The 23,113-nt window shown below is 40.3% G+C and carries 17 protein-coding genes; 7 read left to right on the top strand and 10 right to left on the bottom strand.

The window, feature by feature from the left end; translation table 11 throughout:
* Positions 1-83 precede the first annotated feature (83 nt).
* Together tilS and QTN47_RS04315 are read right to left on the bottom strand one after the other, a co-directional pair.
* Positions 84-1,439, bottom strand: a complete 1,356-nt coding sequence (gene tilS, locus QTN47_RS04320) for a tRNA lysidine(34) synthetase TilS (RefSeq protein ID WP_369328094.1) — start codon at positions 1,437-1,439, stop codon at positions 84-86.
* A 310-nt stretch (positions 1,440-1,749) separates the two neighbouring features.
* Complete coding sequence (locus QTN47_RS04315; RefSeq protein ID WP_369328093.1) at positions 1,750-2,139, bottom strand: YciI family protein; 390 nt, start codon at positions 2,137-2,139, stop codon at positions 1,750-1,752.
* A gap of 216 nt (positions 2,140-2,355) precedes the next feature.
* Here QTN47_RS04315 and QTN47_RS04310 point away from each other — a divergent pair, with 216 nt between their 5' ends.
* The 4 genes from QTN47_RS04310 (at position 2,356) to QTN47_RS04295 (ending at position 5,129) form a co-directional block, all read left to right on the top strand.
* Positions 2,356-3,540 carry an acyl-CoA dehydrogenase family protein gene (locus QTN47_RS04310; RefSeq protein ID WP_369328092.1) on the top strand — a complete coding sequence of 395 codons (1,185 nt, stop codon included), beginning with the start codon at positions 2,356-2,358 and terminating at the stop codon, positions 3,538-3,540.
* A gap of 150 nt (positions 3,541-3,690) precedes the next feature.
* A complete protein-coding gene (locus QTN47_RS04305; protein ID WP_369328091.1) occupies positions 3,691-4,047 on the top strand; it encodes a four helix bundle protein in 357 nt (118 codons plus the stop codon).
* 145 nt (positions 4,048-4,192) lie between these two features.
* Positions 4,193-4,750, top strand: coding sequence for a shikimate kinase (locus tag QTN47_RS04300; RefSeq protein ID WP_369328090.1), 558 nt, complete (start codon positions 4,193-4,195; stop codon positions 4,748-4,750).
* The gene (locus QTN47_RS04295; protein WP_369328089.1) at positions 4,743-5,129 is read left to right on the top strand and encodes a DUF423 domain-containing protein; all 387 of its coding nucleotides are present in this window, start codon (positions 4,743-4,745) and stop codon (positions 5,127-5,129) included. Before QTN47_RS04300 ends, QTN47_RS04295 begins: the two co-directional genes overlap by 8 nt.
* An 83-nt stretch (positions 5,130-5,212) precedes the next feature.
* Here QTN47_RS04295 and QTN47_RS04290 read toward each other — a convergent pair whose 3' ends face one another.
* Both QTN47_RS04290 and QTN47_RS04285 read right to left on the bottom strand, forming a co-directional pair.
* Positions 5,213-5,629, bottom strand: coding sequence for a response regulator (locus tag QTN47_RS04290; protein WP_369328088.1), 417 nt, complete (start codon positions 5,627-5,629; stop codon positions 5,213-5,215).
* Positions 5,630-5,790: 161 nt separating this feature from the next.
* Positions 5,791-7,899 carry an endonuclease MutS2 gene (locus tag QTN47_RS04285; protein ID WP_369328087.1) on the bottom strand — a complete coding sequence of 703 codons (2,109 nt, stop codon included), beginning with the start codon at positions 7,897-7,899 and terminating at the stop codon, positions 5,791-5,793.
* A gap of 324 nt (positions 7,900-8,223) precedes the next feature.
* Here QTN47_RS04285 and msrA point away from each other — a divergent pair, with 324 nt between their 5' ends.
* Together msrA and QTN47_RS04275 are read left to right on the top strand one after the other, a co-directional pair.
* On the top strand, positions 8,224-8,793 hold the full coding sequence (msrA, locus tag QTN47_RS04280) for a peptide-methionine (S)-S-oxide reductase MsrA (protein WP_369328086.1): 570 nt from the start codon (positions 8,224-8,226) through the stop codon (positions 8,791-8,793).
* 220 nt (positions 8,794-9,013) lie between these two features.
* Positions 9,014-9,685 (top strand): hypothetical protein, encoded by a 672-nt coding sequence (locus tag QTN47_RS04275; protein ID WP_369328085.1) that lies wholly within the window; start codon positions 9,014-9,016, stop codon positions 9,683-9,685.
* Between the two features lie 413 nt (positions 9,686-10,098).
* Here QTN47_RS04275 and QTN47_RS04270 read toward each other — a convergent pair whose 3' ends face one another.
* Positions 10,099-11,769: an ABC transporter substrate-binding protein gene (locus QTN47_RS04270; protein ID WP_369328084.1), complete on the bottom strand. Its 1,671-nt coding sequence runs from the start codon at positions 11,767-11,769 to the stop codon at positions 10,099-10,101.
* 28 nt (positions 11,770-11,797) lie between these two features.
* On the opposite strand from QTN47_RS04270, the gene QTN47_RS04265 reads away from it, so the two are divergent.
* A complete protein-coding gene (locus tag QTN47_RS04265; protein ID WP_369328083.1) occupies positions 11,798-13,489 on the top strand; it encodes a M1 family metallopeptidase in 1,692 nt (563 codons plus the stop codon).
* A 334-nt stretch (positions 13,490-13,823) separates the two neighbouring features.
* Here the strand turns inward: QTN47_RS04265 and QTN47_RS04260 are convergent, their stop codons facing one another.
* From QTN47_RS04260 to QTN47_RS04240, 5 genes are all read right to left on the bottom strand, one after another.
* Positions 13,824-15,863, bottom strand: a complete 2,040-nt coding sequence (locus tag QTN47_RS04260) for a M13 family metallopeptidase (protein WP_369328082.1) — start codon at positions 15,861-15,863, stop codon at positions 13,824-13,826.
* 188 nt (positions 15,864-16,051) lie between these two features.
* Positions 16,052-16,933 (bottom strand): inositol oxygenase family protein, encoded by an 882-nt coding sequence (locus QTN47_RS04255; protein WP_369328081.1) that lies wholly within the window; start codon positions 16,931-16,933, stop codon positions 16,052-16,054.
* Between the two features lie 225 nt (positions 16,934-17,158).
* On the bottom strand, positions 17,159-18,790 hold the full coding sequence (locus tag QTN47_RS04250) for a sodium/sugar symporter (protein ID WP_369328080.1): 1,632 nt from the start codon (positions 18,788-18,790) through the stop codon (positions 17,159-17,161).
* Between the two features lie 181 nt (positions 18,791-18,971).
* Positions 18,972-20,300, bottom strand: coding sequence for an HlyD family secretion protein (locus QTN47_RS04245; protein WP_369328079.1), 1,329 nt, complete (start codon positions 20,298-20,300; stop codon positions 18,972-18,974).
* On the bottom strand, positions 20,290-22,509 hold the full coding sequence (locus QTN47_RS04240; RefSeq protein ID WP_369328078.1) for a peptidase domain-containing ABC transporter: 2,220 nt from the start codon (positions 22,507-22,509) through the stop codon (positions 20,290-20,292). The genes QTN47_RS04245 and QTN47_RS04240 overlap by 11 nt, the downstream gene beginning before the upstream one ends.
* Between the last annotated feature and the right edge of the window lie 604 nt (positions 22,510-23,113).

Genomic DNA, 23,113 nt, shown 5'->3' with positions numbered 1-23,113 from the left:
TTTGACAATGAAGTCAATACTTACTTCTGAGGATACTACCGGGTAACACATGATTCCATTGCTGATAGCTGAGAGCTAAAAGCTCACAGCTTCTTAATCGCAATCACATTCTTCGTTCCGGGTGTAAGTTTGAAACGGTCATCTATGCGATGGCCAACAACCCACACAATCTTTTTATCCATCTCCAACACCCAGGCGCTTTCTTTATCGACAAGAGATAATTTTTGGTCGATAAAAAAGCGGCTGAGTTTTTTCTTTTTTTTCATGCCAAGCGGATAAAAATAATCGCCTTGCTTCCATTTGCGTAACAATAACGGGAACCGGATTGCCGAAGCGTCGAGTAGGGCAACGTCTTTATCTGCTGACACCTGAATGTTTGCACCATCAAGTTTTTTGATATGCAGCTCGCCATTGGAAAAATGAACATGCGTCTCTTTTTCTTCGATTATTATATGATCAGCTATATCATTCTTTTTAGGCGCTATAATTAGCCAGCCGCGATTTTTTATAATCCTGCGGGATGCTGATTCAATGAAACTTCCGTTATCGGCATCAAAGAGTTTGATCAGCTCATCAACCTGGGCACTCGAGAAATTATATTCTTTAATGATTTCAAAAATTATTGTCTTTAAAGGACTGGTCTTCTGCAGTTTTAAAAGAGGAATATGGACCTCGCTTCCCCGGGTTTCAATTAATTTCTTTTTATGTTGTGCTACAACCTCAGTATACAATTCTGCGATCTCTGAAAAACGTTGCAAATTACCCTGCAAGTTTTCTTCTAATTGAGGAAACACTTCTTTAAGAGACGGGATGATCTTATTGCGGAAAAGATTACGGGTATATTTATCAGACGCATTGGAAGAATCTTCGACCCATGCCAATCTGTGGTCGTTCGCATAAACCAGAATCTCCTCCCTGGAGGCAAATAATAATGGACGAACCATTCTCCTCTCCTTATGATAAAAGGGCATGCCGGTCAATCCTTGTATACCTGTTCCCCGGAAAAAGTGCATTAGCATTGTTTCAACATTATCATCAGCATGATGTGCTGTTGCCAGATAAGCAGGATTACCGGATTTCGCTGTCTTGTTTTCTAATATTTCCCCAAACCAGTCATACCGGAGTTTGCGCGCAGCTTCCTGGATGGATAATTTGTTCTCCTCCGCAAATTGTTTTGTATTAAATCGTTGTACAAAAAGCGGGACACCATAACGATCCGCCAATTGATGAACAAAAGCCTCGTCCCGGTCACTTTCAGCTCCTCTAAGCTGAAAATTACAATGGGCTATGGCTACATCAAACTTGCTTTTTATTAAAAGATCAGTCAGCACAATACTGTCAATTCCTCCACTCACCGCAACCAATAGTTCATCGTTTGAAGGATGTAGCTGAGGAACCGCATTCGCGATAAATTGTTTGAACTTCAATAGTAGGTCCATGGTACAAAAATAGAGGGCGGCAGTTGAAACGCGACAAATTCATTCCTGTTAATTAGCTTTTATAGCAGCCAGTCTGCCGTACACACAACTGATACTACCAATCAATCATTAGTTCTTTTAATATGCTGTGTATTGTATTATTTTAATTCTCTTCGGGTGTTCCGAAGTATTTTCCGGAATTATCTGCCTTGTGACCAGGTTGATTTCTTGGGTGATACTAACTGTTTTTATTTGGAGTTTGGTTTCCTTTTTCGATAGATGCTTGCACATTATACATGTGCAAGCTTTTTATTGCCAGCCTGTACAGGAATTATTTAAAAAGACAATTTTTACCCGTCATCCACGGGTGGACTTCGTAAGTCAGTCTGCCCGAAGATATTGCGGGATCCGTCTTCAACAAATTCTCACATTCAGCGGCATCCTGGCATTTTAATATAAAAAGTCCCCTCCAGTTTGTATCATCCATAAAAGGACCGGCCACAATTAACTTACCTTCCTTCGCCAGCTTTCCAATATTGGCCATCTGACCTTCCTGAATTTTGGCCGCGGTAATAGAGTCCTGTGTCCGGTTAGGCCCTTTTACCAGCATAACGAAATATAGCTGGATGGGTTCGAATTTTTCATTGTCATTTTTTCCCTTAGTCTGAGCAAACAACAATAGTGGAAAAAGCATTATAAGGGAGCAAAATAATTTTTTCATACGCAGGTTTTTGGTGTGAAATAAAAGTACAATAATGACGAGTATATAGCGAATACATATAAATTTGTGAACAAAGGTTAGTATTTTAATTCGCGTTGGCCTTAGTGTGAAGCAGAATGATTTTTAAATAGCCAGGGCTGGCGATGCTGATTTGTTATTTTACCCTAACAACATATTCGGCCCGTTCACCGGGCAACCACAAAAAGCAAAACGTCTATGGCAGCCAAAACAGATTTATTTCAATCGCCCGATTATTTTCAGGTGGATGAGTTGTTGACTGAAGAGCAAAAGATGGTCAGGGATACAGTGCGCAGTTATGTAAAGAAAGAAATTTCTCCTGTTATAGAGGATTATGCACAACGCGCTGAATTTCCGGAACACATTGTCAGGCAGATGGGCGAATTGGGGTGTTTTGGCCCAACGATTCCTGTGGAATATGGTGGCGGCGGACTTGATTATATTAGCTATGGCCTGATGATGCAGGAGCTTGAAAGGGGCGACAGCGGTGTTCGTTCTACTGCCAGTGTGCAGGGTTCTCTTGTCATGTTTCCTATTTATGCGTACGGTTCAGAAGAGCAGCGCAGGAAATATTTACCTAAGCTGGCTAGCGGCGAATGGCTCGGTTGTTTTGGTCTTACAGAACCTGACCATGGAAGCAATCCATCCGGAATGCTTTCAAATTTCAGTGATGCAGGAGATCATTATGTATTGAACGGCTCTAAAATGTGGATCAGCAATGCGCCATATGCCCAGGTTGCTGTCGTTTGGGCGAAGGATGAAGCCGGCGAGATCCGCGGACTAATTCTTGAGCGCGGCATGGAAGGTTTTACAACGCCGACAACCCATGGTAAATGGAGCCTTCGAGCAAGTGCAACCGGAGAGCTCGTCTTTCACGATGTAAAAGTTCCAAAAGAAAACCTGCTACCAGATATTAAAGGATTGAAAGGACCATTGAGCTGCCTCACAAAAGCACGTTATGGCATTGCCTGGGGTGCATTAGGAGCAGCCATGGATTGCTATGATACAGCTCTGCGCTATAGTAAGGAACGCATTCAGTTTGATAAACCCATCGGAGCTTTTCAGTTACAACAAAAAAAGCTGGCCGAGATGATCACTGAGATTACAAAGGCCCAGCTGCTTGTCTGGAGATTGGGTGTATTAATGAATGAAGGAAAAGCAACACCTCAACAGGTAAGTATGGCCAAACGCAATAGTTGTGAAATAGCGGCAGACATTACCCGCGACGCGCGGCAGGTTCTCGGCGGGATGGGCATTACCGGCGAATACTCCATTATGCGCCACATGATGAATATTGAAAGCGTTCTCACTTACGAAGGCACACACGATGTTCACCTGTTAATTACGGGAATGGATGTGACAGGGTTTAATGCATTCAAATAGCTGGTGAATGTGCGAATGAGTAAATGTGCGAATGAGTAAATGTGCGAATGTGCAAATGGGTGAATGTGCAAATGTGCGAGTATGAAAATGTGCGGTAATAGCATTAATTTTTATCTTTTTTAAAGAACAACCCTATAAATAGTCAAAACAATGAATGGTCAACCCAACCCAATCGTAACGCTCAGTTTTGCGTTTGCTTTAGAGATAATTGAGTTTTGCGACCAGCTGGAAGAAAAAAGAAAGTACACCCTTGCTAATCAATTATTAAGAAGCGGCACGTCCATAGGAGCCAATGTAAAAGAAGCTCAGGCTGCAGAAAGCAAAAAGGATTTTGTGCACAAGATGAAGATTGCATACAAAGAAGCGGAAGAAACAATTTATTGGCTGAAACTTTGCGAGGCATCAAAATCATATCCTAATCCGAATAGACTCTTACTTCAACTCGAAACACTTCTCAAAATTTTAGGGAAAATAATTTCCACATCGAAAAAGACGCTGGCTTTATAATCCGCACATATTCATTGCATAAAAAATTCCGGAAATTATCATTTGCATTTTCGGGAGACAAGTTTTCTTCCATTCGCATATTCGCACATTTACCCATTCGCACATTTCCCTACTTTTGCGCATCCCTTAAGTATAACAATCAAACATGCAAAAGAAGACAGCAACAAATAATGCTACGGAGACAGCGGTTAATGGATATAAAGTTTTCTTAATCGGAATGATGGGCTCGGGCAAGAGCTATTGGAGCTCTAAATTAGCGAAGAAGTTAAAGTGCGGATCATACGATCTTGATCACCTTATTGAAAATCTTGAAGAAAAATCCATAGCAGAAATATTTGCTGAAGATGGTGAAGAATACTTCCGCAAAGCAGAAGCAAAACTTTTGAGATGGTTTGGTGAAAAGAAAAGTTTTGTGCTTGCTACAGGTGGTGGCACGCCCTGCCTGAACAACAACATGGAGTGGATGAACAAGAATGGTATTACCATCTGGATTGATGAGACTCCTGAAACACTGGCGGAACGATTGAAACCGGGAAAAGCTCACAGACCATTGATCAGCGATTTATCTGATAATGAATTAGTAGACTTCCTAAGCAGTAAACTGGTCGAAAGAACTCCGGCTTATTCGCAGGCAAAATACCGTTTATCGGGCGACAAGCTTTCAGAAAAGAACATCATCGAAATCATTAAACAACATGCATAAAACATTCCTGGTTGTAGCAGGCCTTCTCGGCGCGCTAAGCGTTGCATTGGGTGCGTTCGGTTCTCATGGTCTTAGAGGTAAAGTAGGAGAAGATGTACTGAACATTTTTGAAACAGCAGTAAAATATCAGTTCTATCACGTATTTGCACTGCTGGCAGTAAGCATACTTTTCCAAAGTTTTGGCAGTGGTGCATTGCTTTGGAGCGGAAGATTATTTATTGCTGGAACTGCGCTTTTCTGTGGATCATTATACCTGCTTACTTTTTTCAGAGCGAATAACAATACCAGCATGAACTGGCTGGGGGCTATTACTCCTATTGGCGGATTATGCTTTATTGCAGGATGGTTATTGCTGGTATTCGCAGTTATAAAGAAATAATGTCAATTTACATAAAGGCAGCCGCGTAATCTTCTCATAACGCGATTGCCTTTATGTATTATATCATTTAGTTGCTGAAATTCTTAATAGTAACTCACACTGCATTCCGTTGTAATCTTCTCGAGATATTTTTTATTGAGCGGCTTGGAAAGAAAGTTTTTCACCATAGGATACGCAAGTGCCCTGTGTTGATCTTCAGCATCTACAGAAGATGACAATATATAAACGGCTGGCTGATTAGGAAACAGATGCGCGATTTCACTAAACCGGTCCAGAAATTCCCACCCATCCATAACAGGCATATTCAGATCAAGCAGAATTAAATCAGGCAGGCTCGGATCTGCTTCAGTTGCCTTGCGCTTGATGTAGTTAAGTCCTTCAAGACCGTTTTCTACGTAATTAAAAGATTTGGAAAATCCGGTTGACTTAGTAATGCGGTCACATACGATTACCGTTACAGGATCGTCTTCAATTAACAACACGTTGTTAAAGCTAGCCATGGGATATTTGAGTGTTTCATTGGGAATTTAATGCTGATAAACGGCGCTATGGCATAATTACTCAACTACCTGAGTAATCAGGCATCATAAGCTATCGTTTTGATTTTATGTTGTTTCCGGGAATGATCCCGAAAACAACATAATTATCAAATATAAAACCTTTATTCAGTTGTAATAATTTTTTCTTCAACTGCAACAAGATCTTTTAAATCCACACTCATCGGTAATAACCCGATCTGAACAACAGCACGACGTCCCCTGATCTCCTTTACAATTCCCACCTGGTGATTCTTTTTCATTTTCACTTTGGTGCCAATTGCTATTTCAGCGGCAGTCTCACGGTATTTAGATTCAACTTTTTTCGCCAGCTTGTTATTCACTACCTGCTCTTTCTTTTTAAACAGCAGGTTCTGCACGTTGCGCATCACTTCTTCCTTGTTCTCAGACTTGCGCCACTCTAATACGATCTGTTTTAGCTTCCTTTCAGTATCTTTTAATTCATTAATGCGTTCCTCTGTAATCTTGTTTTGGTGCCTGATCAATTCAACCTGTTGTTTATGCCTTTCTTTATCAAGCACCACCTCCATCTCTTTCTTCAGCTTTTCGTTCTCTTTTAATAAACGCTGCAGATCACGTTTTTCCTTATCCAGCTTCTGAAGATCCTGCTCCGTATTGTTTAACAACTTATCCAGTCTGAAATGATCTTCATCAACCAGCTTTTTTGCGCGATTAATGAGATGTTGCGGTAAACCGATGCGTTCCGCTATCGAAAAAGTGTAGGAGCTTCCGGGTTTTCCTACCATTAATTTATACAAGGGCTGCAAGTTCTTTTCATCAAAAGCCATTGCACCATTCACAATTCCAATCGTATGGTTCGCCATCACTTTAAGATTGAGATAGTGCGTGGTTACAATTCCAAAAGCATGCCTGCGCGCCAATTCCTCCATAATCACTTCGGCAAAAGCACCACCAAGGTTGGGATCACTCCCGCTTCCCAGCTCATCAATAAAGAACATTGTTTTGCCATTGGCATTTTCAATAAAATGCTTCATATGCAACAGGTGAGATGAATACGTACTCAACTCAAACTCGATGCTTTGTGTATCGCCTATGTGAATAAACAACTGCTTGAAGATACCCATTTGAGAAACAGGACTAACAGGCACCAGTAAACCACTTTGCAACATCATCTGGTTCAATCCGATGGTCTTCATGGTTACAGTTTTACCACCAGCATTCGGACCGCTGATCACAAGAATGCGCTGATTACCATCGAGCGTTAATGTAACCGGAATAGTAGGCTTTCCTGATTGTTTGTTATAGAGAAACAATAGTGGATGATAAGCATCTTTCATGTCAATGATCGCCTTATCCAGCACATTCGGATAGTTTCCGTTCATGTCAACGGCAAGCCTCCCTTTCGCCCTGATGAAATCAAATTCACCAACTACCTGCAGATAGACTTGCAGTAACGCGCTATATACTGAAAGCTTTGCTGTAAGCTCACGCAATATCCGGGTTACTTCCTTTTGCTCCTCGTTCTCCAGGGAGAACACATCATTATTCAGTTCGATGGTTTCTTCAGGCTCAATGTAAGCTGTTTTCCTGCTATCACTTTCACCGTGAAGAATACCTTTTACCTGTCTCTTGTATTCTGAAAAAACGGCCACAACCCTTCTCCCATTGCTAAAGCTTTCATCAATATCGGCGGTGTAGCCGGATTTTGCCAGCTTAGCAATCACCCTTTCAAAAACACGGCGCAATTCGTTCCGTTTTCTAAAGAGACTCATGCGTATCTTCTGCAATTCCGGCGATGCGTTGTCTTTTACATTTCCATATTCATCCAGCACATCATCAATCAGCTCTATAATAGTTTTTTCATAATATGTACCTTCTATCACCCTGGTCATCGCCGGATAGGCGAGACGTTTTTCGCTATCAAACCATCTGAAAATATTCTGAACACAATCGGCCAGTTTACGCACAAACATAAGCTGCTCCCCTCCCAGCATGCTGCCGGGAATGCTGAGCAGTTTAATCTCTCTGGCTATGTTCAGCACAAAATCGTTGGGAAAATATTGGCTCTGCAGCAGCAACATCTTAAACTCATTCGTTTGTTGCAGCTCCGTATCTATAAATTCTTTTTTGGTGTGTATACGTAAGTTTTCTGCTTTATTTTTAGCATAAACCGTTCTACAATGTTCTGTTAATAACGCCTTTACCTTATCAAACTCCAACTGCGTGCTCGCTGATTCCGGGTATAATTTCATGTAATAAATCCAATTGACCGGCAAAGTTAATTTATTTGTTCAGTCGCATACAAACTGCTGTTTTTACAACTTTTTCTTAAAATCGATCAAACGCCGGGTAAACAAATTAGCTGTCGGTTGTTGTTATTTAAATTAGCTCCTAATTTCCATAACTTTCTTCTATTCCGGCTGCATTATTGTAAAAATGTTAATTAACTTGTTCAACCAACATAATAATTGCTATTTGCAGCCATGTGGTCTAGATTATCTAAAGCTTTTAATGCTACATTCATCACCGCACTGGTATTAACCTCCTGTGCAGGTCAAATAAATCAGAAGAAAAGTATGAGCGAAGACAAACCTTTGGCGGCTGCACATGTCGCGACGGACACTGCCACTTTTGGCACTGGTTGTTTTTGGTGTACCGAAGCGGTGTTTCAACGACTGGAAGGAGTTGTAAAAGTTGTCAGCGGCTATAGCGGAGGCAATGTTGCTCACCCTACCTACGAGCAGGTTAGTACTGGCACAACCAATCATGCAGAAGTGTGCCAGATAATTTATGACCCTAAAAAGGTTACGTATGATGAATTGCTGGAGGTATTTTGGAAAACGCACGATCCAACCACACTTAACAGGCAGGGAAATGATGTGGGAACACAATACCGCAGCGCTATTTTCTATCATAATGAAGAACAAAAAGAAAAAGCGCAGCATTATAAAGATGAGATAAATAAAAGCGGCGCATACGACAAACCTGTGGTTACTACAATTGAACCTTATACAGTTTTTTATTCGGCGGAAGAATATCACCAGGATTACTACAACAGCAATCCCGGACAGATGTATTGCAGATATGTAATCCAGCCCAAGGTTGAAAAATTTGAAAAAATATTTAAGGATAAGCTTAAAAAATAAATACCGTTTTGAAATCTTCCCCCTATGATTTTAAAACCAAAGGCCAATGAATTCTTTCATTGGCTTTTTTTGTTTCAATTAGATTGATGAACGGCACTGCCCCGTAAATGACTTCCCGATCGATCGTCTTCCTCCTCGCGAGTCCCTTTTTAAGCTGCATTTTTGATGAACGGACATGGACATACATCACGGCCGTCGTATTATTGTATCAAACTTACAAATGAGAGTTATTATAGTAATAATTGCCTGTTGCCTTGTACAGTTTTCGTTTGGGCAGAAATTTTCCGCGGTGTTTAATGTAAACGCAGGTATTCCTGTGGGTGAGTTCAAGGATGTAAGTGATAAAACGGCTGTTGGCGCGAGATTCAATTTTTTGTACCAGCCCTCAGATATGGCGCCTGTTTATGTTGGGCTTGAGCTAGGCTACCAGGTAAGAGGTCTTAGATCCTCAACATTTTATGGCTATGTAAACGGTTATTATGATGAGTATGGAATTACGGCCAGCAGCAATGTTTTTTCTATCTTTTTCAACATGCGATTGCAGCCTCCGGGCAAAGCGACTGTTAAACCTTTTATTGATGGCATGTTTGGATTTAATGATTTTTATTCTTCTATTAACGTGAGTTCTTACTACAGCGACTATGACAATGGCTATTCCAATTCCAGCAAAGCAAGATGGACATTGGCATATGGAGGCTCCGCCGGCGTTGACATTGCGTTAAACAAAAGAGGCAATTTATGGTTGGAAGCTAAAATGTCTTACCTGCTTGGGCAGAATAACAAATACCTCACAGATCCTAAAATAGATGACGCGGGCAATGTTGTGTTTACTGAAAAATCATCTGAAACAGACATGCTGCTGCCTCAACTTGGCGTCAAATTCAGCTTTTAAAACAATAAGATTTTTTTTGAACCATATAAGACATATAAGGACATTTAAGTTTGCGAGCGAGAATTCTTGCACCGTCCTACAATAATTTAATGCAATTAGGGATTTAATTATTTGAGTATTAGAAGCAGTAAGTTTTCAGGTAATCCAGTCACAAACCTTATATTTTCTTATGTATCTTCTAAACAACTGGTGAATAGTCAATTGGTCAATGGTGAAGGGCACAAACTGGCTGAGTAGGCATAAACTACCCTAATCAGCATTAACCTCGGGTGGTAAGGTCTTACACGCCCTTATATGACTTATATGGTTTAAAAAACTTCGCTTCGGTCAGCTTTAGGCTTTGGGCTTTCTCAGTTGTTTACAAAGAAATGTTGGCGCGGCCACACCTTACTTATATAGTTCAATAAAAAAATCTACTTAATTTTTACCTTCCTCAGTTCTAACAGATTTAACGCATTGGCGTGCATGTTTTCGACATGATTGTTTACAAGATGAATTACTTCATCATAAAATATCGGCATTACCGGGGCGTCGTTAATTACCATTTGATCCATTTGCCGGTACAAAGCATAGCGCAAAGAATCATTGGTTTCCTGCAACGCTTTTTCATACAATACATCAAAGGCTGGATTCTTATATCTTGTGTAGTTTGGCGGAGCGGGATTTTTGCTATAAAACATCGTCATGTAATTTTCCGCATCAGGATAATCTGCCATCCAGCTCGCCCTGAAAAATAAAGCTTGTGATTTTGCGGTCTGTTCAAGCAGCAATGCCTTTTGCACTACTTCCACCTGGACTTTTAAACCAACTTCTTCCATCTGCTTTGCACAAAAGCTGGCAATATCCTCATAGATCGGTATTGTTAGCAATTTAACCGGCGGCAATCCCTGACCTTTATCAAACCCCGCAGCCTTCAATAAGGCTGCGGCCTTCGATGGATCATAAGTATACCCTTTTACCATTTGTACATTTTGAGAAGGAAATCCATCCGGCACAATACCTGATTCCGCAGGTAGCCCGATTGAATTGCGGAGATACATTACCAGTTTCCTCTTATCGACTGCATAGTTCATGGCCTGCCTCACAGCCTTGATCTTTACCGGTGAATTTGCAAGAAGATTACTTTTATCATCCACCAGTATCCCGAAATATTCTGTATTCAGATATTCATGCTTTTGAAGAACAATTTTTCCCTGCCATTCCTTACGCAATTCTCCTTTTTTAGTGAGTACTTCATCCTTAAAAGAAGGATCAATATCGTTGATAAAACTTAACTGTCCCTGCCTGAATAACAGGAACTCCGTTGCCTTGTTATCGAAGAAACTTATTTTCACCGCATCCAGGTACGGCAATGCAGCTCCGTTAGTATCTTTTTCCCAATAATGCGGGTTCTTCTGCAGAATCATCGCCTGGCCTTCTTCCCACAAACTCAATTGAAAAGGTCCGGTTCCACACGGATGACGCCTATAGTCCGGCCCATATTTTTCTACAGCTTCACGCGCGATGATGCTACAATATTGCATGCTGAGAATGCCGAGAATTGGCTGAAATGGCCTGATGAGCTTAACCTTGAAAGTTGAATCATCTACTGCTACAAAACCATCCTCAGCAACCCGGTTGTTAAAGATCCATGCACCACTGCTTGCAGTTTTAGCATCTCTTATTCGTTGTAAACTATAAGCGATATCAGTCGCGGTCATTTTGCGCCCTTTGCCATTGGGAAAGGCATCATTGTCCTGGAAATATACATCTGTACGCAAATGAAATGTATATGTAAGCCTGTCATCGCTGATCTCCCAACGCGTTGCAAGGGATGGAGCGATTTTCATGTTTTCATCTACTTCAATCAATGTGTTGTAGAGTTGATGAACTGCCCACATAACGGACTGGTTCTTTGCGAAGGCGGGATCAAGTGTGGCAATACCGGTAACTTCATTATAAATGAACACTTGTTTATTTTCAGTTCTCCCGGAATTACAGGAAATACAGGCACAGACAAACACTATCATCAAATAGCCAAATATTGACCATTTATTGTGATAAGCGTAGCTTCTTACGCCGTTCCTGTAAAACTTCTCTGCCATAATTAATCGAATATCCTATTTTTATTTTATGAAGAAACTATTACTATTTTTTTCCGTGGCATTTCTCTGTGGACACGATTTACATGCTCAATTAATGACTGATCACGCAAAATACACGCACGCAGATACTTTGCGTGGCTCAATAACCCCAGAAAGAAGAAACTGGAATGTATTGAAATATGACATCTGGGTAAAACCTGATTATAGTACCAAAAGCATCCTGGGAAAAACGACCATCACTTATTTCGACAGCGGCGTTTATACTATGCAGATTGATTTGCAGAAGCCCTTAATTGTTGACAAAATTCAAGGTGACGAAAATGAAGATATCTCCTTTAAACAGGAGGATAACGTATGCTGGGCTTATGTACGCGATACCAATAAAAAGTACAAGATAAAACCAGGCGAAAGAAAAATGACCATTGAATACCATGGTACTCCCAAAGAAGCGGTGAACCCACCCTGGGATGGTGGCTGGATCTGGAAACATGACCGTAACGGTAATGCCTGGATGAGTGTGGCCTGCCAGGGTCTGGGGGCCAGCGTGTGGTATCCATGCAAAGATCATCAGAGCGATGAGCCGGATAATGGAGCAAGTCTATCCATAACTGTGCCTGACACATTAGTAGCGGTTGGCAACGGACGAATGACAGATCTTAAAAAAGAAAACGGACTGGCTACGTATAAATGGGAGGTAAAAAATCCAATTAACAACTACGACATTATACCTTACATAGGTAAGTATGTGAACTTTACTGATTCGTTTGATGGCGAAAAAGGCAAACTTGATCTGAGCTTCTGGGCATTGCAGGAGGATTTAGATCAGGCTAAAGAACAATTTAAACAAGTAAAGCCGATGCTTTCCTGCTTTGAGCATTGGTTCGGACCTTATCCGTTTTATGAAGACAGCTATAAGCTTGTTCAGTCGCCACACCTTGGCATGGAACACCAAAGTGCAGTAGCCTACGGGAATAAGTTTATGAATGGCTATCTCGGAAGGGATCTCTCAGGTACAGGCTGGGGATTGAAATGGGACTATATCATTGTTCATGAAAGTGGCCATGAATGGTTTGGTAACAACATTACCAGCAAAGACATAGCTGATATGTGGGTGCATGAAGGATTTACTGACTACAGCGAAACCTTGTTCACTGAATGCCAAAGCGGTAAAGAAGCAGCGAATGAATACAATTACGGACAACGCCGTGGTATTCAAAACAGGGCGACCATTATCGGGCATTATGGCGTTAACCAGGAAGGTAGCGGCGATATGTATCCCAAAGGAGCCAACCTGCTGCATACAATCCGCCATGCAATTAACAATGATGAAAAATTCAGAAATATATTGCGCGGATTGAGTAAGACGTTCTACCATTCAACTGTAACAACACAGGAGATAGAGAAATACATTATCAAAGAAAGCGGAATAAATTTCGCGCCGGTATTTGATCAGTATTTACGCAATACAACTATTCCCGTTCTGGAATATTATTTCTCTGAAGATGGCAAGAAAGTATCTTATAAATGGACCAATTGCATCAACAGCTTTAACCTGCCGGTAGTGCTGCAGAATGAAAGCAGCTCAATCTCCATTAAGCCAACCACAAAATGGCAGAGCAGCAATATTTCAGAAGGTCAAAAAGCATTGATCACGAAAGAGGGAATTGAGAAGATGTTTTATGTGACGGCGAAAGAAACAAAAAATAAGAAGGATCGCTGATCTCTGATTTGCTGATGTCTGATTTGTTTAAGCACTGACACAGAAATTGTTGGATAAATAAAAGGTTGAAAGCGTAAAAACTTTCAACCTTCTTTATTCTATCAATCCATAGGTGGTTATCGAACCCATCTTCATATAATGTCATCCCTTCGGGATTTTAGTTCATCTCATTATGTAAGAGCTATAATAATTTCAACCCTTCGGGTTTTAGCAAGGCTGTCAGTAGTCCACGGTTATTGCATTTGCACATTTACATATTTGCACATCCTCACATTCTCATATTTGCACATTTGCACATCTACCCAATTTTCAATTTTCCATTTTCAATTGTCAATTACCAGAGCTTCACCCTCAAACTATCCGCCAAATACATTTTATCGCCCTGTTTAACATTAAATGCTTCATAGAATTCAGGCACATTGGGAAACGGACCATTTACCCGGAATTTAGCAGGCGCATGTACATCAGTCAGGATCTGGCTGGCTAATTGTTCTTTACGATTCTGATACAGCCATCCAAGTGAATAGCCCAGGAAGAAGCGCTGCAGCGGTGTATGTCCGTTGATCTTCTCTCCTTTCTTGTAGGCATCTGTTTGTTTGAAGGCATCAAGCCCTATAAGGATTCCGCCAAGATCAGCCAGGTTTTCTCCCAATGATGCTTTGCCATTCAGATGCATCGTATCCAAAGCAACAATGTTATTAAACTGATTAACGAGCAATTGTGCACGCTGCGTAAACTTGGTTTCATCTTCTTTTGTCCACCAGCTGTGCAGATTACCTTTTTCATCAAACTGGCGGCCTTCATCATCAAAACCATGCGTAATCTCATGACCAATAGTTGATGCAGCAGCATAACCATACACCAACGCATCATCCAATTGTTCATCCCTGTAACCAGGCACAGTAAACTGTCCGGCAGGCAAAACAATTTCGTTGTTGGAGGGATTGTAATAGGCATTGTATGTCTGCGGTGTCATGTCCCATTCATCGCGATCAACAGGCTTACCAAGTTTATTGATGTTGTATTGGTTCCACCACTCACGTGATGCAATGATATTCTGCACGTAAGATGTTGGCGTGATTTTCATTGCAGAAAAATCTTTCCACTTATCCGGGTAACCAACTTTCTTTTTGATACCGGCTAATTTAGTAAGGGCTTTCTGTTTTGTGCTATCGCCCATCCAGTCCAGTTTCTCTATGCGCGCTTTGTAAGCTAAACGTACGCGTTCAACCATTTCTTCATAACGGGCTTTGGCTTTCTCGTTAAAATATTCTTTCGCGAACAATTGTCCCAGCGCTTCTCCCATGGCGCCTTCCTCTGCATCCAGCACACGCTTCCAACGCGGACGCTGCTCTTGTGCGCCACGGATTGTCTTATTATAGAAATCAAATTTTGCGTCAACAAATGCCTTACTTAGATATGGAGCAAAATCATTCACCAAATGAAAAGACATATAGTCCTTCAGGGTTTGTAAAGACTCTTTCGTTACTACTTCATTCAGCGCTTTGTAGAATTCCGGCTGACCAATTATTACAGTATCTAATTTAGGCAATCCAATTTCCAGGAAGGTCCTGTTCCAGTCAACGCCGGGCGCAGTCTTTTGCAGACCGGCAACACTCATCTTATTATAATTTTTATAAGGATCACGCAGGTCCTCCAACTTGCGCGAAGCTTTTGCCAACTGCGTTTCCAGCGCAACAATGGCTGTTGCTTTTTTTGCGGCTGTTGCTGTATCGTTACCTGCTAGCTGAAAAACTTTGGATATATAACCGGGGTATGCATTGCGTATTTTAGTAGTACGCTCATCTGTTTTAAAGTAGTAATCGCGGTTAGGCAACCCAAGTCCACCCTGCCACAATTGAAATGACATGACATCGCTGTTCATCGCGTCCTGGGAAATTCCTTCATCAAAGAAGACGCCTACGCCCATTTTATGTAACTCCGCAGCAACAGACATTAACCCTGCAATATTTGAAACGGCGTTAATTTTTGCCAACCCGGACTTAAGCGGATCAAGTCCCATTTTTTCTATGCTGACTGTGTCCATCCCGGCTTTCCAAAAATCGCCGATTTGTTGTTCAACACCTTTGGCATCTTTCTTTGAGGCCGCATCCTGGTTAATTTTCAGCTTGCGCTCGTATAGCTCTTTGTTAACCAGCTGGCCGATCCCCCAACCGGTTTCATCACCCGGAATCGGATTCTTTTTCAGCCATCCTCCGTTGGCAAAGTCAAAAAAGTCCTGTGCCGGATTTACGGTTGTGTCCATGTTTGTAATAAGGATATCACCCTGTAGGCCTTCTTTTTTATTGTCAGCCTGTTTGCAGGCGGCAAATATGGCCACTAAAGCTGTGGCCAGGAGTATTTTCTTTTTCATGTGAATGTTGAATAACGGGTAAAAATAGAGGCAGTAATGAGGATAAACAAAAAAAGTTGAAAACGTGGTGTTTTCAACTTTTTTATCCGGAATCAGATTGGATATGTCTGATGTTATGATCCCGGATGTCTGATTTATTGCGAACTCCGGAACCTGCAGACTGACCTTCATTGCTGACAGCTAATAGCTTACAGCTTGATTGTTGAAGGCAAATATTTCGCGATCAGATCTTCATAGTAAGGCCTTAGCTCTGAAACCACCGGAGGTTTCGGACTCTTTGAATACAGATCATAAGGATTAAATTTTCTCACCCAGTCAAACATCTCGCGATCATGATCATCCAGTAAATGATCATAGGAGTTTTCACGATGCTGGGAATAGAAAGAGTGATAGCGGATCATATACAATGCCGGTTCGGGCATATAATCCTTGAGCATTTGATAGAGGTACTCATCGTGCCCCCATGACATATGAACATTTCTTAATCCGCAACCATGTTCATAAATACCATATTTTGTATTATAACGTTCGTCGTATGAATCCGGATTGTCTTTGAAAAATTCAGGATAAACAATTTTGTCTGAATGCTTACAGCCCACAGGAAATGTATCTCCAACAACGGCCCACTGGGGTTCTCCAAACAAGCACAAAACTTTACCCATATCATGAATGAAACCTGTCAGTACAAACCAGTCAGGGTGACCATCGGCGCGGATAGCTTCTGCAGTCTGCAACAAGTGTTGCAGCTGATCCAGATCAATATCAGGATCTGAATCATCTACCAATGTGTTCAGAAATTCCATCGCGTCCCACCATTTCAATTCTTTGCGGTTGAACTGAAGAAAATCTTTTTCTTTCTCTATAACAAAATCGTAGGTCTGGTATTTGTGATTCAGCCTGTAAAACTCCCGTACGGTATCACGTCCGGGATTATCATAATTGCGAAATTCTTCTTTTGTTTTTGCGGGCTCTCCTGGTTCGGGATAGCGTTCCAACACGTCATCTTCCCATTGCTCAATACTATGTAATGGGGCTATTTCATCAGCCGAAAATGTCGTTTCGTTTTTCATGCAAGCGGTTTTTAATAGTGAAATTTACAAAAAAAAGCGGAAAGAAGAAAGCTCAAAGCCTAAAGCTTAAAGCTTAAAACTAAACCGTCTATGATGCAAGTCTGTTTATGAGTTGTTAATGAATGTTTTACGCTAAAGTGCCCTAAAATGCATCAGCATGTTTAAAACTGAACCACCAGCTTTAGGCTTTGGGCTTTAGGCTTTAGGCTTTAAGCTTAAAAAAAACTACCAAAAAATTGTGTACAGGGCCGTCAAAATCCCCATAATGATCACTGAGCCGAAAATAAATCCGGGCGAACTTTTAAACATGGATTTATCAACGATCAGGGCTTTATGTTCTTCTTTTCCGGGCGAACTTAACAGGCTTATGATAATCACAAGTGCAATCAGAATTGCGAAAACAATGGTCATGCGGTCCAGAAAAGGATAATCAGGAAAAGCTCCGTTTGTCCAAACCGGCAAAAACTTCAACACCGCTGAGAGCGGAATGGTTAACAACGCTGAAGTAAGTGCTGCTGCAGAAGTCGTCCTCTTCCAGAAAAAGCCCAACAGGAAAATAGCGAATACACCAGGAGAAATAAAGCCAACATATTCCTGGATAAACTGGTAAGCCTGGTCCAGCGATTTTAAAGCAGGAGCAACAATTGTAGCGAGTAACATCGCCACAACAACTGTTAGTCTCCCGGTTGTTACCAATTGCTTTTCTGTTGCATCTTTCTTAAAATATTTGTGATAGATATCAAGCGAAAAAATGGTTGAAATACTGTTCGCCTTACCAGCTAACGATGCCACAATTGCCGCAGTAAGCGCAGCGAAAGCCAGCCCTTTCAAACCCGGAGGTAACAGGTTCATTAAAGTTGGATAGGCCTGATCAGGTTTTATTACGCCTGCGGCATCAACCATCTCTTTCTGGAACATTCCATTCTGATGCATTACGAACATGGTAATGCCGGGAATTACAACAATTAATGGTACAAGCAATTTTAGAAAAGCTGCAAACAACAATCCGCTTCTTGCCGTTTTTAAATCCGCACCCAATGCACGTTGGGTTATATATTGATTACATCCCCAATAATTCAGGTTGTTGATCCACATACCACCGATCAATACAGAAAGGCCAGGCAAATCTTTATAATAAGGATGCGACTTATCGAAGATCATGTGAAAATGTGACGAAGCTTTTTCATGTATTACACTTAGTCCTTTTAAAATATCTTTCCCATAACCAAACCGCTCACTAACCAGGTTCAAAGCGAGATAGGTCGTCACTAGTCCTCCCATAATAAGTACCAACACCTGGATAACGTCGGTGTACCCGATCACTTTCATCCCTCCCAATGTTACAATAATGGAAAAGATTCCTAACCCTACCATGCACCATTCAAAGCTTATTCCTGAAATCGAAGAAACAGCCAACGCGCCGAGGTAAATGATGGAAGTAAGATTAACGAACACATATACCAGCAACCAGAATATCGCCATAATTGTACTCACGGTATCGTTATACCGCTGCGATAAAAACTGCGGCATGGTGTAAATCTTATTCTTCAGGTACACCGGAATAAAAAAGATTGCGACGATTATAAGTGTAGCTGCTGCCATCCACTCATAGGTTGATATGGCTAATCCCAAAGCAAACCCGGAACCGGACATACCGATAAAATGTTCCGCAGAAATATTAGAAGCAATAAGCGATGCGCCGATTGCCCACCAGGTAAGAGATCCTTCTGCTAAAAAGAAATCTTTTGAATTAAGTGTTTTGGCTTTCTTGGTTTGATAGATAAAATAACCGTACGTGGCAACAATGACAAAGTAAATGGCAAAAACGATATAGTCTGCGGTTAGCAAGCGATTCATAAGCAAGTTAAATGAGTGAGGAATTTATAACAAATTCATCAGAAAGCCAAATAGTGAATGGTGAATAGTGAAGAAGCGGAAGTGATTTCAGATTGAATTCATACAATATCTAGTAGACCAAAGCAATCAATGCTCGGCTTTAATCATGACAAAATGATTCATCATGATTTTAAACTATGCATTAATGCACGGAATACTTTAAATTGTCAAATATCCTCTCAATTAAGCGTCTCTTCTCTGTAATGATCTCAGCTGTTCCCCTTGCCTCAGATCGAAATTTCAGCAATGAGCCGTAATTTGTCTTTAAACTATTTGGAAACGATATTGTTACGAGGTAGTTGGTTACCCTTTGATTATTCACATTCATTTGCTGATTCGCAATCAGCGATATGCCCTGTACCCGCCCTTGAATTGAACCAAATTGGATATAAGGATAATCGTCGAGTTTAACAATTACGTCTTGACCTACTTTAATTTTCCCTGCACCACTGGTTGGAAGATGAACTTGGCCCCTTAATGCGGACGTTTCCGGTATTATAGAAAATGTTTCAGTTCCTTTCTCTATATAATCATTGTTTTTCCAGAAATTTAAAAATTCAACTTTGCCAGCGAAAGGGGCCACGAAAACATACTTATGCTCCCATTGCCTAATCGCATCTACAAGCCGGTAATAAGCATTATATAGAATTATCTCCAGGTTATGTTCCTTTTCAATTTGTTGCACATTAAGCTGCTGTATTTTACTATTGGTCTCTTCAATCTGGTATTTGCTAGATGTAATATCTCTCTCCAGTGCTTCATACTGCTGTTTGCCGTTTTCCAGGGCCAGTTTATTTTTTTCAAATTCATCAGCAGAAATAACCTTTTGATGAAATAAAATTGAGTCGCGGTAATAAAATCCTTGACTTAATTTATATTTTTCATGCTCTGTTTTATAATTATTATGTGCATTTCGCAATAATGATTGCTGCGACAATGATTGTTTTTGCAAAATGCTTCGCTGAATCTCGAAGGGCTTTTCGTGATAATAATCCAGATATTGATAGAGTGAAGTCAAAAAATCGAAATACGGTTGATTAATTTCTCCTATCGAAACAGTTTCGGGAAAATAATGCCGGTGCACGTTGTAAGCTAGTTTGCGAATATCTACGTTCTTAACAAGACTGTCAACATGAAGAACGTCTATAATGCCGGCTGGATTTTTTATTACAGCTATATAATCACTTTCATTAACATATTTACCAGTATCGGTTAATAACGACAATCTACCTTCACTATTAGAAACTAATTTAACAGGAGCAGATAAATTGTTGATAGTAACCTCTCCTCTTAAAACATCGGGATATTTAATAATCCATCCAAAGAACAACATTGCAGATACTAAAACAAAAACAATAACACAAATGACTGTTCCAAATCTGTTCGGCATACGCTCCAAAATGTGCGTTACTTCTTCGGACCTATGCTGTCGTAAAGATAAGTGCATTACTGCTTCTTTTTCAGCTTGCATATAACATTCCTCCCATTTGAGCTTTCACTAAAGCAGCATAATGCCCGTTTTCTTTTTTCATTAAAATGTCGTGATTCCCAATTTCTACAACACTTCCCTTGTGGATGACAATGATTTGTTGAGCCTTGACAATAGTGCTTAAACGGTGCGCAATTACAATCACTGTTTTATTATTAAACACTGCATCCAACGCATCAACTATTTTCTGTTCATTTATCGCATCCAGAGAGTTTGTGGCTTCGTCAAAAAACAGATAATCAGGATCTTTATAGAGGGCCCTCGCTATTAATACTCTTTGTTTTTGCCCGCCACTGAGACCTCTGCCTTCCTCACCCATCATTGTCTGATACCCTAACGGCATTGCGTCTATTTCACCCTCTATATTTGCGACTCGCACTGCTTTTCTTAAACGACTGTAATCGATATTATCATCTTCAAGTACAATATTGTTTAATATAGTGTCATTAAAAATTTTTCCATCTTGCAGTACCACGCCACAGTTGTTTCGCCAGTCACGTAGGCTGATATTTTCCAGATTCGTATTTCCTATATAAATATTTCCATACGTTGGTTTATACAGTCGCATGATAACCTTTAAAAGTGTCGATTTTCCACTTCCGCTATCACCTACAATTGCGGTAACCTGATGCTGCGGAATGATCAATGAAATATTGCGTAGTACGGGAGCTGTATTTACAGAATACTGAAAACTAACATTCTTTAAAAAAAGACTTTTGCTATCAGGAAATAAAACCGAACCAGTTACCCGTTCCTCTTCTTCTTCAAGTTGATGAACCTCATTTAAACGAAAAAAACTAATTTTTGCATATTGGAACGACTGGATAAAAGAAATGAATTGAGCAATGGGTCCACCGAGTATGCCAATTATAAACTGTGTAGCAATCATAACTCCGAAAGTCGCTTGACCTTTCAGCACTTGAACTGCACAAAAAAAAGTTATAGATAAATTTGTAAGCTGGTTAAAAAATTGCCCTCCTAGCGTTTGCATGCTATTTATCGCGAGTACTTTCTGGTTGAGTTTGTGCATTCTCACCTGAATACCTTCCCACCGCCACCTTTTCTTGTTCTCATAGTTATTAACCTTTATATCAAGGATACCGCCGATAGTTTCAACCCAAAAACTTTGGTTCTTTGAAACAAGCTCAAAATACTCCCAATCTAATTTCCTCCTGATTGAAAAGAACAGGAATATCCAGCCAATATAAAGAGCGTTTCCAACGATATAAATAACAGCTAATAACTGGTTATATGAGAATAATACACCGATAAACACAAAAAAAGTGAGTGTTGAAAATAGAAAGCTTAGTGAGTTGTTCATCACAAAAGCCCGAATACGTTCATGATCATTGGCTCTTTGAATAATATCACCAACAAGTTTATTTTCAAAAAATGTAATGGGCAATCGCATTAACTTAATGAGATAATCAGAAATAATCGCAATATTGACTCTTGAGGTAAGATGTAACAGAATCCAGTCTCGCACCACGTTACAAAGAAGCGTACTAAGAATGATAACTATGTTTGCGATTAAAACAAGATAAATAAAATTGACGTCGTTTGTTTGGATCCCTACATCGATTACCGACTTTGAAATAAATGGCAACAGCGACTGAAGCAATGTTACAATCAACATTACAAACAGCAGGGTTCTGAAGGCCTTTTTGTAGGGAGTAAAGTAGCCCAGAACGTTTTCCACCGTTTTTAGTCTTTCCTTCTTTTCAACAACATCTCGTTGTTTAAAATCTGCCATTGGCTCCATCAGCATTACAGCCCAACGATCCCTGTTACCGAGCCAACCTTTTTTAAAATCTTGTTGTGAATATTTTAATAATCCTTTCGCAGGATCAGATATATAAACTGTATGATTTGGCTCATTGCTGCTTTGTCCAATAAACTTCTTTCTCTTTTTAATCTTGTACAAGACTACAAAGTGATCTTCATTCCAATGTATTATACACGGAAGCGGCGCCCTTTGCAATTCCTCCCAGGTTATTTTTGTATTGAGTGTGCGAAGGCCTATTTTTTCACAAGCGTGACTAATATCCAAGAAACTTACGCCTTCGCGTGTAATGCCGCAAAGATCCCGTAAAAATTGCAGGCTATAAAAACGCCCATAGTATTTAGCTATAATTTTAATTGATGCAGGGCCGCAATCTTTTGCATCTAGCTGGTATTCGTGTGGAAACAAGGCGTTAAGGATTTAAAAGTTAATCATTGGAGAATAGCTCTAATGCATCACCTCGCAATAAAGCTATTATACTCTACTTTAGCCAAGATGTAACGTTTTTATGCAAAGATGGCATCAAGAAAACTTCGGCAGCATCACGATTACTCTTAGTATGGATGAACTTGTACTCCGCTGACGTACTAAGATGTTGACTAAAGCAATTACCCGCCAATTTTTCAGACTCTCATTTACCTTTAAAAATAACGGCTGGTCAGTCTCCTCATTTACTTGAACTGTATTTTTCAGTATTCTCAGATTGGACTAACGCATTAAAAATACTACACTGAGCTCGATTTGTTTCTTGCATTGACCGCCTAGTGATTTGGCTATTCCGTTTATCATAAAAGTAAAAAGCGCATATGCAATAATGATGATGACATTTTTTTTCAGATGTCGCATCCTTTCACTTCATCCAATAAGGAGATTTTCTTTAAGTTATCAACGGAATCTTTTTTACAAATATGTATCCGTCGCCCAATCTGGCTAAAAAAACAGAACAAAAACATCCTCATCCGAGTCGTTAAAAACTGATATTCCCACAGGCAAGCACTTACAAGTATTATTA

This window comes from Danxiaibacter flavus (assembly GCF_041060425.1).
Classification (GTDB): Bacteria; Bacteroidota; Bacteroidia; order Chitinophagales; family Chitinophagaceae; genus Danxiaibacter; species Danxiaibacter flavus.
The sequence above is the reverse complement of the archived record's forward strand: the minus strand, read 5'-3'. Positions and strand labels throughout refer to the sequence as shown.

Excerpts from the sequence above, each read along its gene's own strand:
- QTN47_RS04250 (WP_369328080.1), bottom strand. The coding sequence starts at position 18,790 with ATGAATCGCTTGCTAACCGCAGACTATATCGTTTTTGCCATTTACTTT.
- QTN47_RS04275 (WP_369328085.1), top strand. The coding sequence starts at position 9,014 with ATGAGAGTTATTATAGTAATAATTGCCTGTTGCCTTGTACAGTTTTCG.
- QTN47_RS04255 (WP_369328081.1), bottom strand. The coding sequence starts at position 16,933 with ATGAAAAACGAAACGACATTTTCGGCTGATGAAATAGCCCCATTACAT.
- QTN47_RS04245 (WP_369328079.1), bottom strand. The coding sequence starts at position 20,300 with ATGCAAGCTGAAAAAGAAGCAGTAATGCACTTATCTTTACGACAGCAT.
- QTN47_RS04305 (WP_369328091.1), top strand. The coding sequence starts at position 3,691 with ATGAATGGTCAACCCAACCCAATCGTAACGCTCAGTTTTGCGTTTGCT.
- QTN47_RS04310 (WP_369328092.1), top strand. The coding sequence starts at position 2,356 with ATGGCAGCCAAAACAGATTTATTTCAATCGCCCGATTATTTTCAGGTG.
- QTN47_RS04315 (WP_369328093.1), bottom strand. The coding sequence starts at position 2,139 with ATGAAAAAATTATTTTGCTCCCTTATAATGCTTTTTCCACTATTGTTG.
- QTN47_RS04270 (WP_369328084.1), bottom strand. The coding sequence starts at position 11,769 with ATGGCAGAGAAGTTTTACAGGAACGGCGTAAGAAGCTACGCTTATCAC.
- QTN47_RS04290 (WP_369328088.1), bottom strand. The coding sequence starts at position 5,629 with ATGGCTAGCTTTAACAACGTGTTGTTAATTGAAGACGATCCTGTAACG.
- tilS (WP_369328094.1), bottom strand. The coding sequence starts at position 1,439 with ATGGACCTACTATTGAAGTTCAAACAATTTATCGCGAATGCGGTTCCT.
- QTN47_RS04265 (WP_369328083.1), top strand. The coding sequence starts at position 11,798 with ATGAAGAAACTATTACTATTTTTTTCCGTGGCATTTCTCTGTGGACAC.
- msrA (WP_369328086.1), top strand. The coding sequence starts at position 8,224 with ATGAGCGAAGACAAACCTTTGGCGGCTGCACATGTCGCGACGGACACT.
- QTN47_RS04285 (WP_369328087.1), bottom strand. The coding sequence starts at position 7,899 with ATGAAATTATACCCGGAATCAGCGAGCACGCAGTTGGAGTTTGATAAG.
- QTN47_RS04260 (WP_369328082.1), bottom strand. The coding sequence starts at position 15,863 with ATGAAAAAGAAAATACTCCTGGCCACAGCTTTAGTGGCCATATTTGCC.
- QTN47_RS04295 (WP_369328089.1), top strand. The coding sequence starts at position 4,743 with ATGCATAAAACATTCCTGGTTGTAGCAGGCCTTCTCGGCGCGCTAAGC.
- QTN47_RS04300 (WP_369328090.1), top strand. The coding sequence starts at position 4,193 with ATGCAAAAGAAGACAGCAACAAATAATGCTACGGAGACAGCGGTTAAT.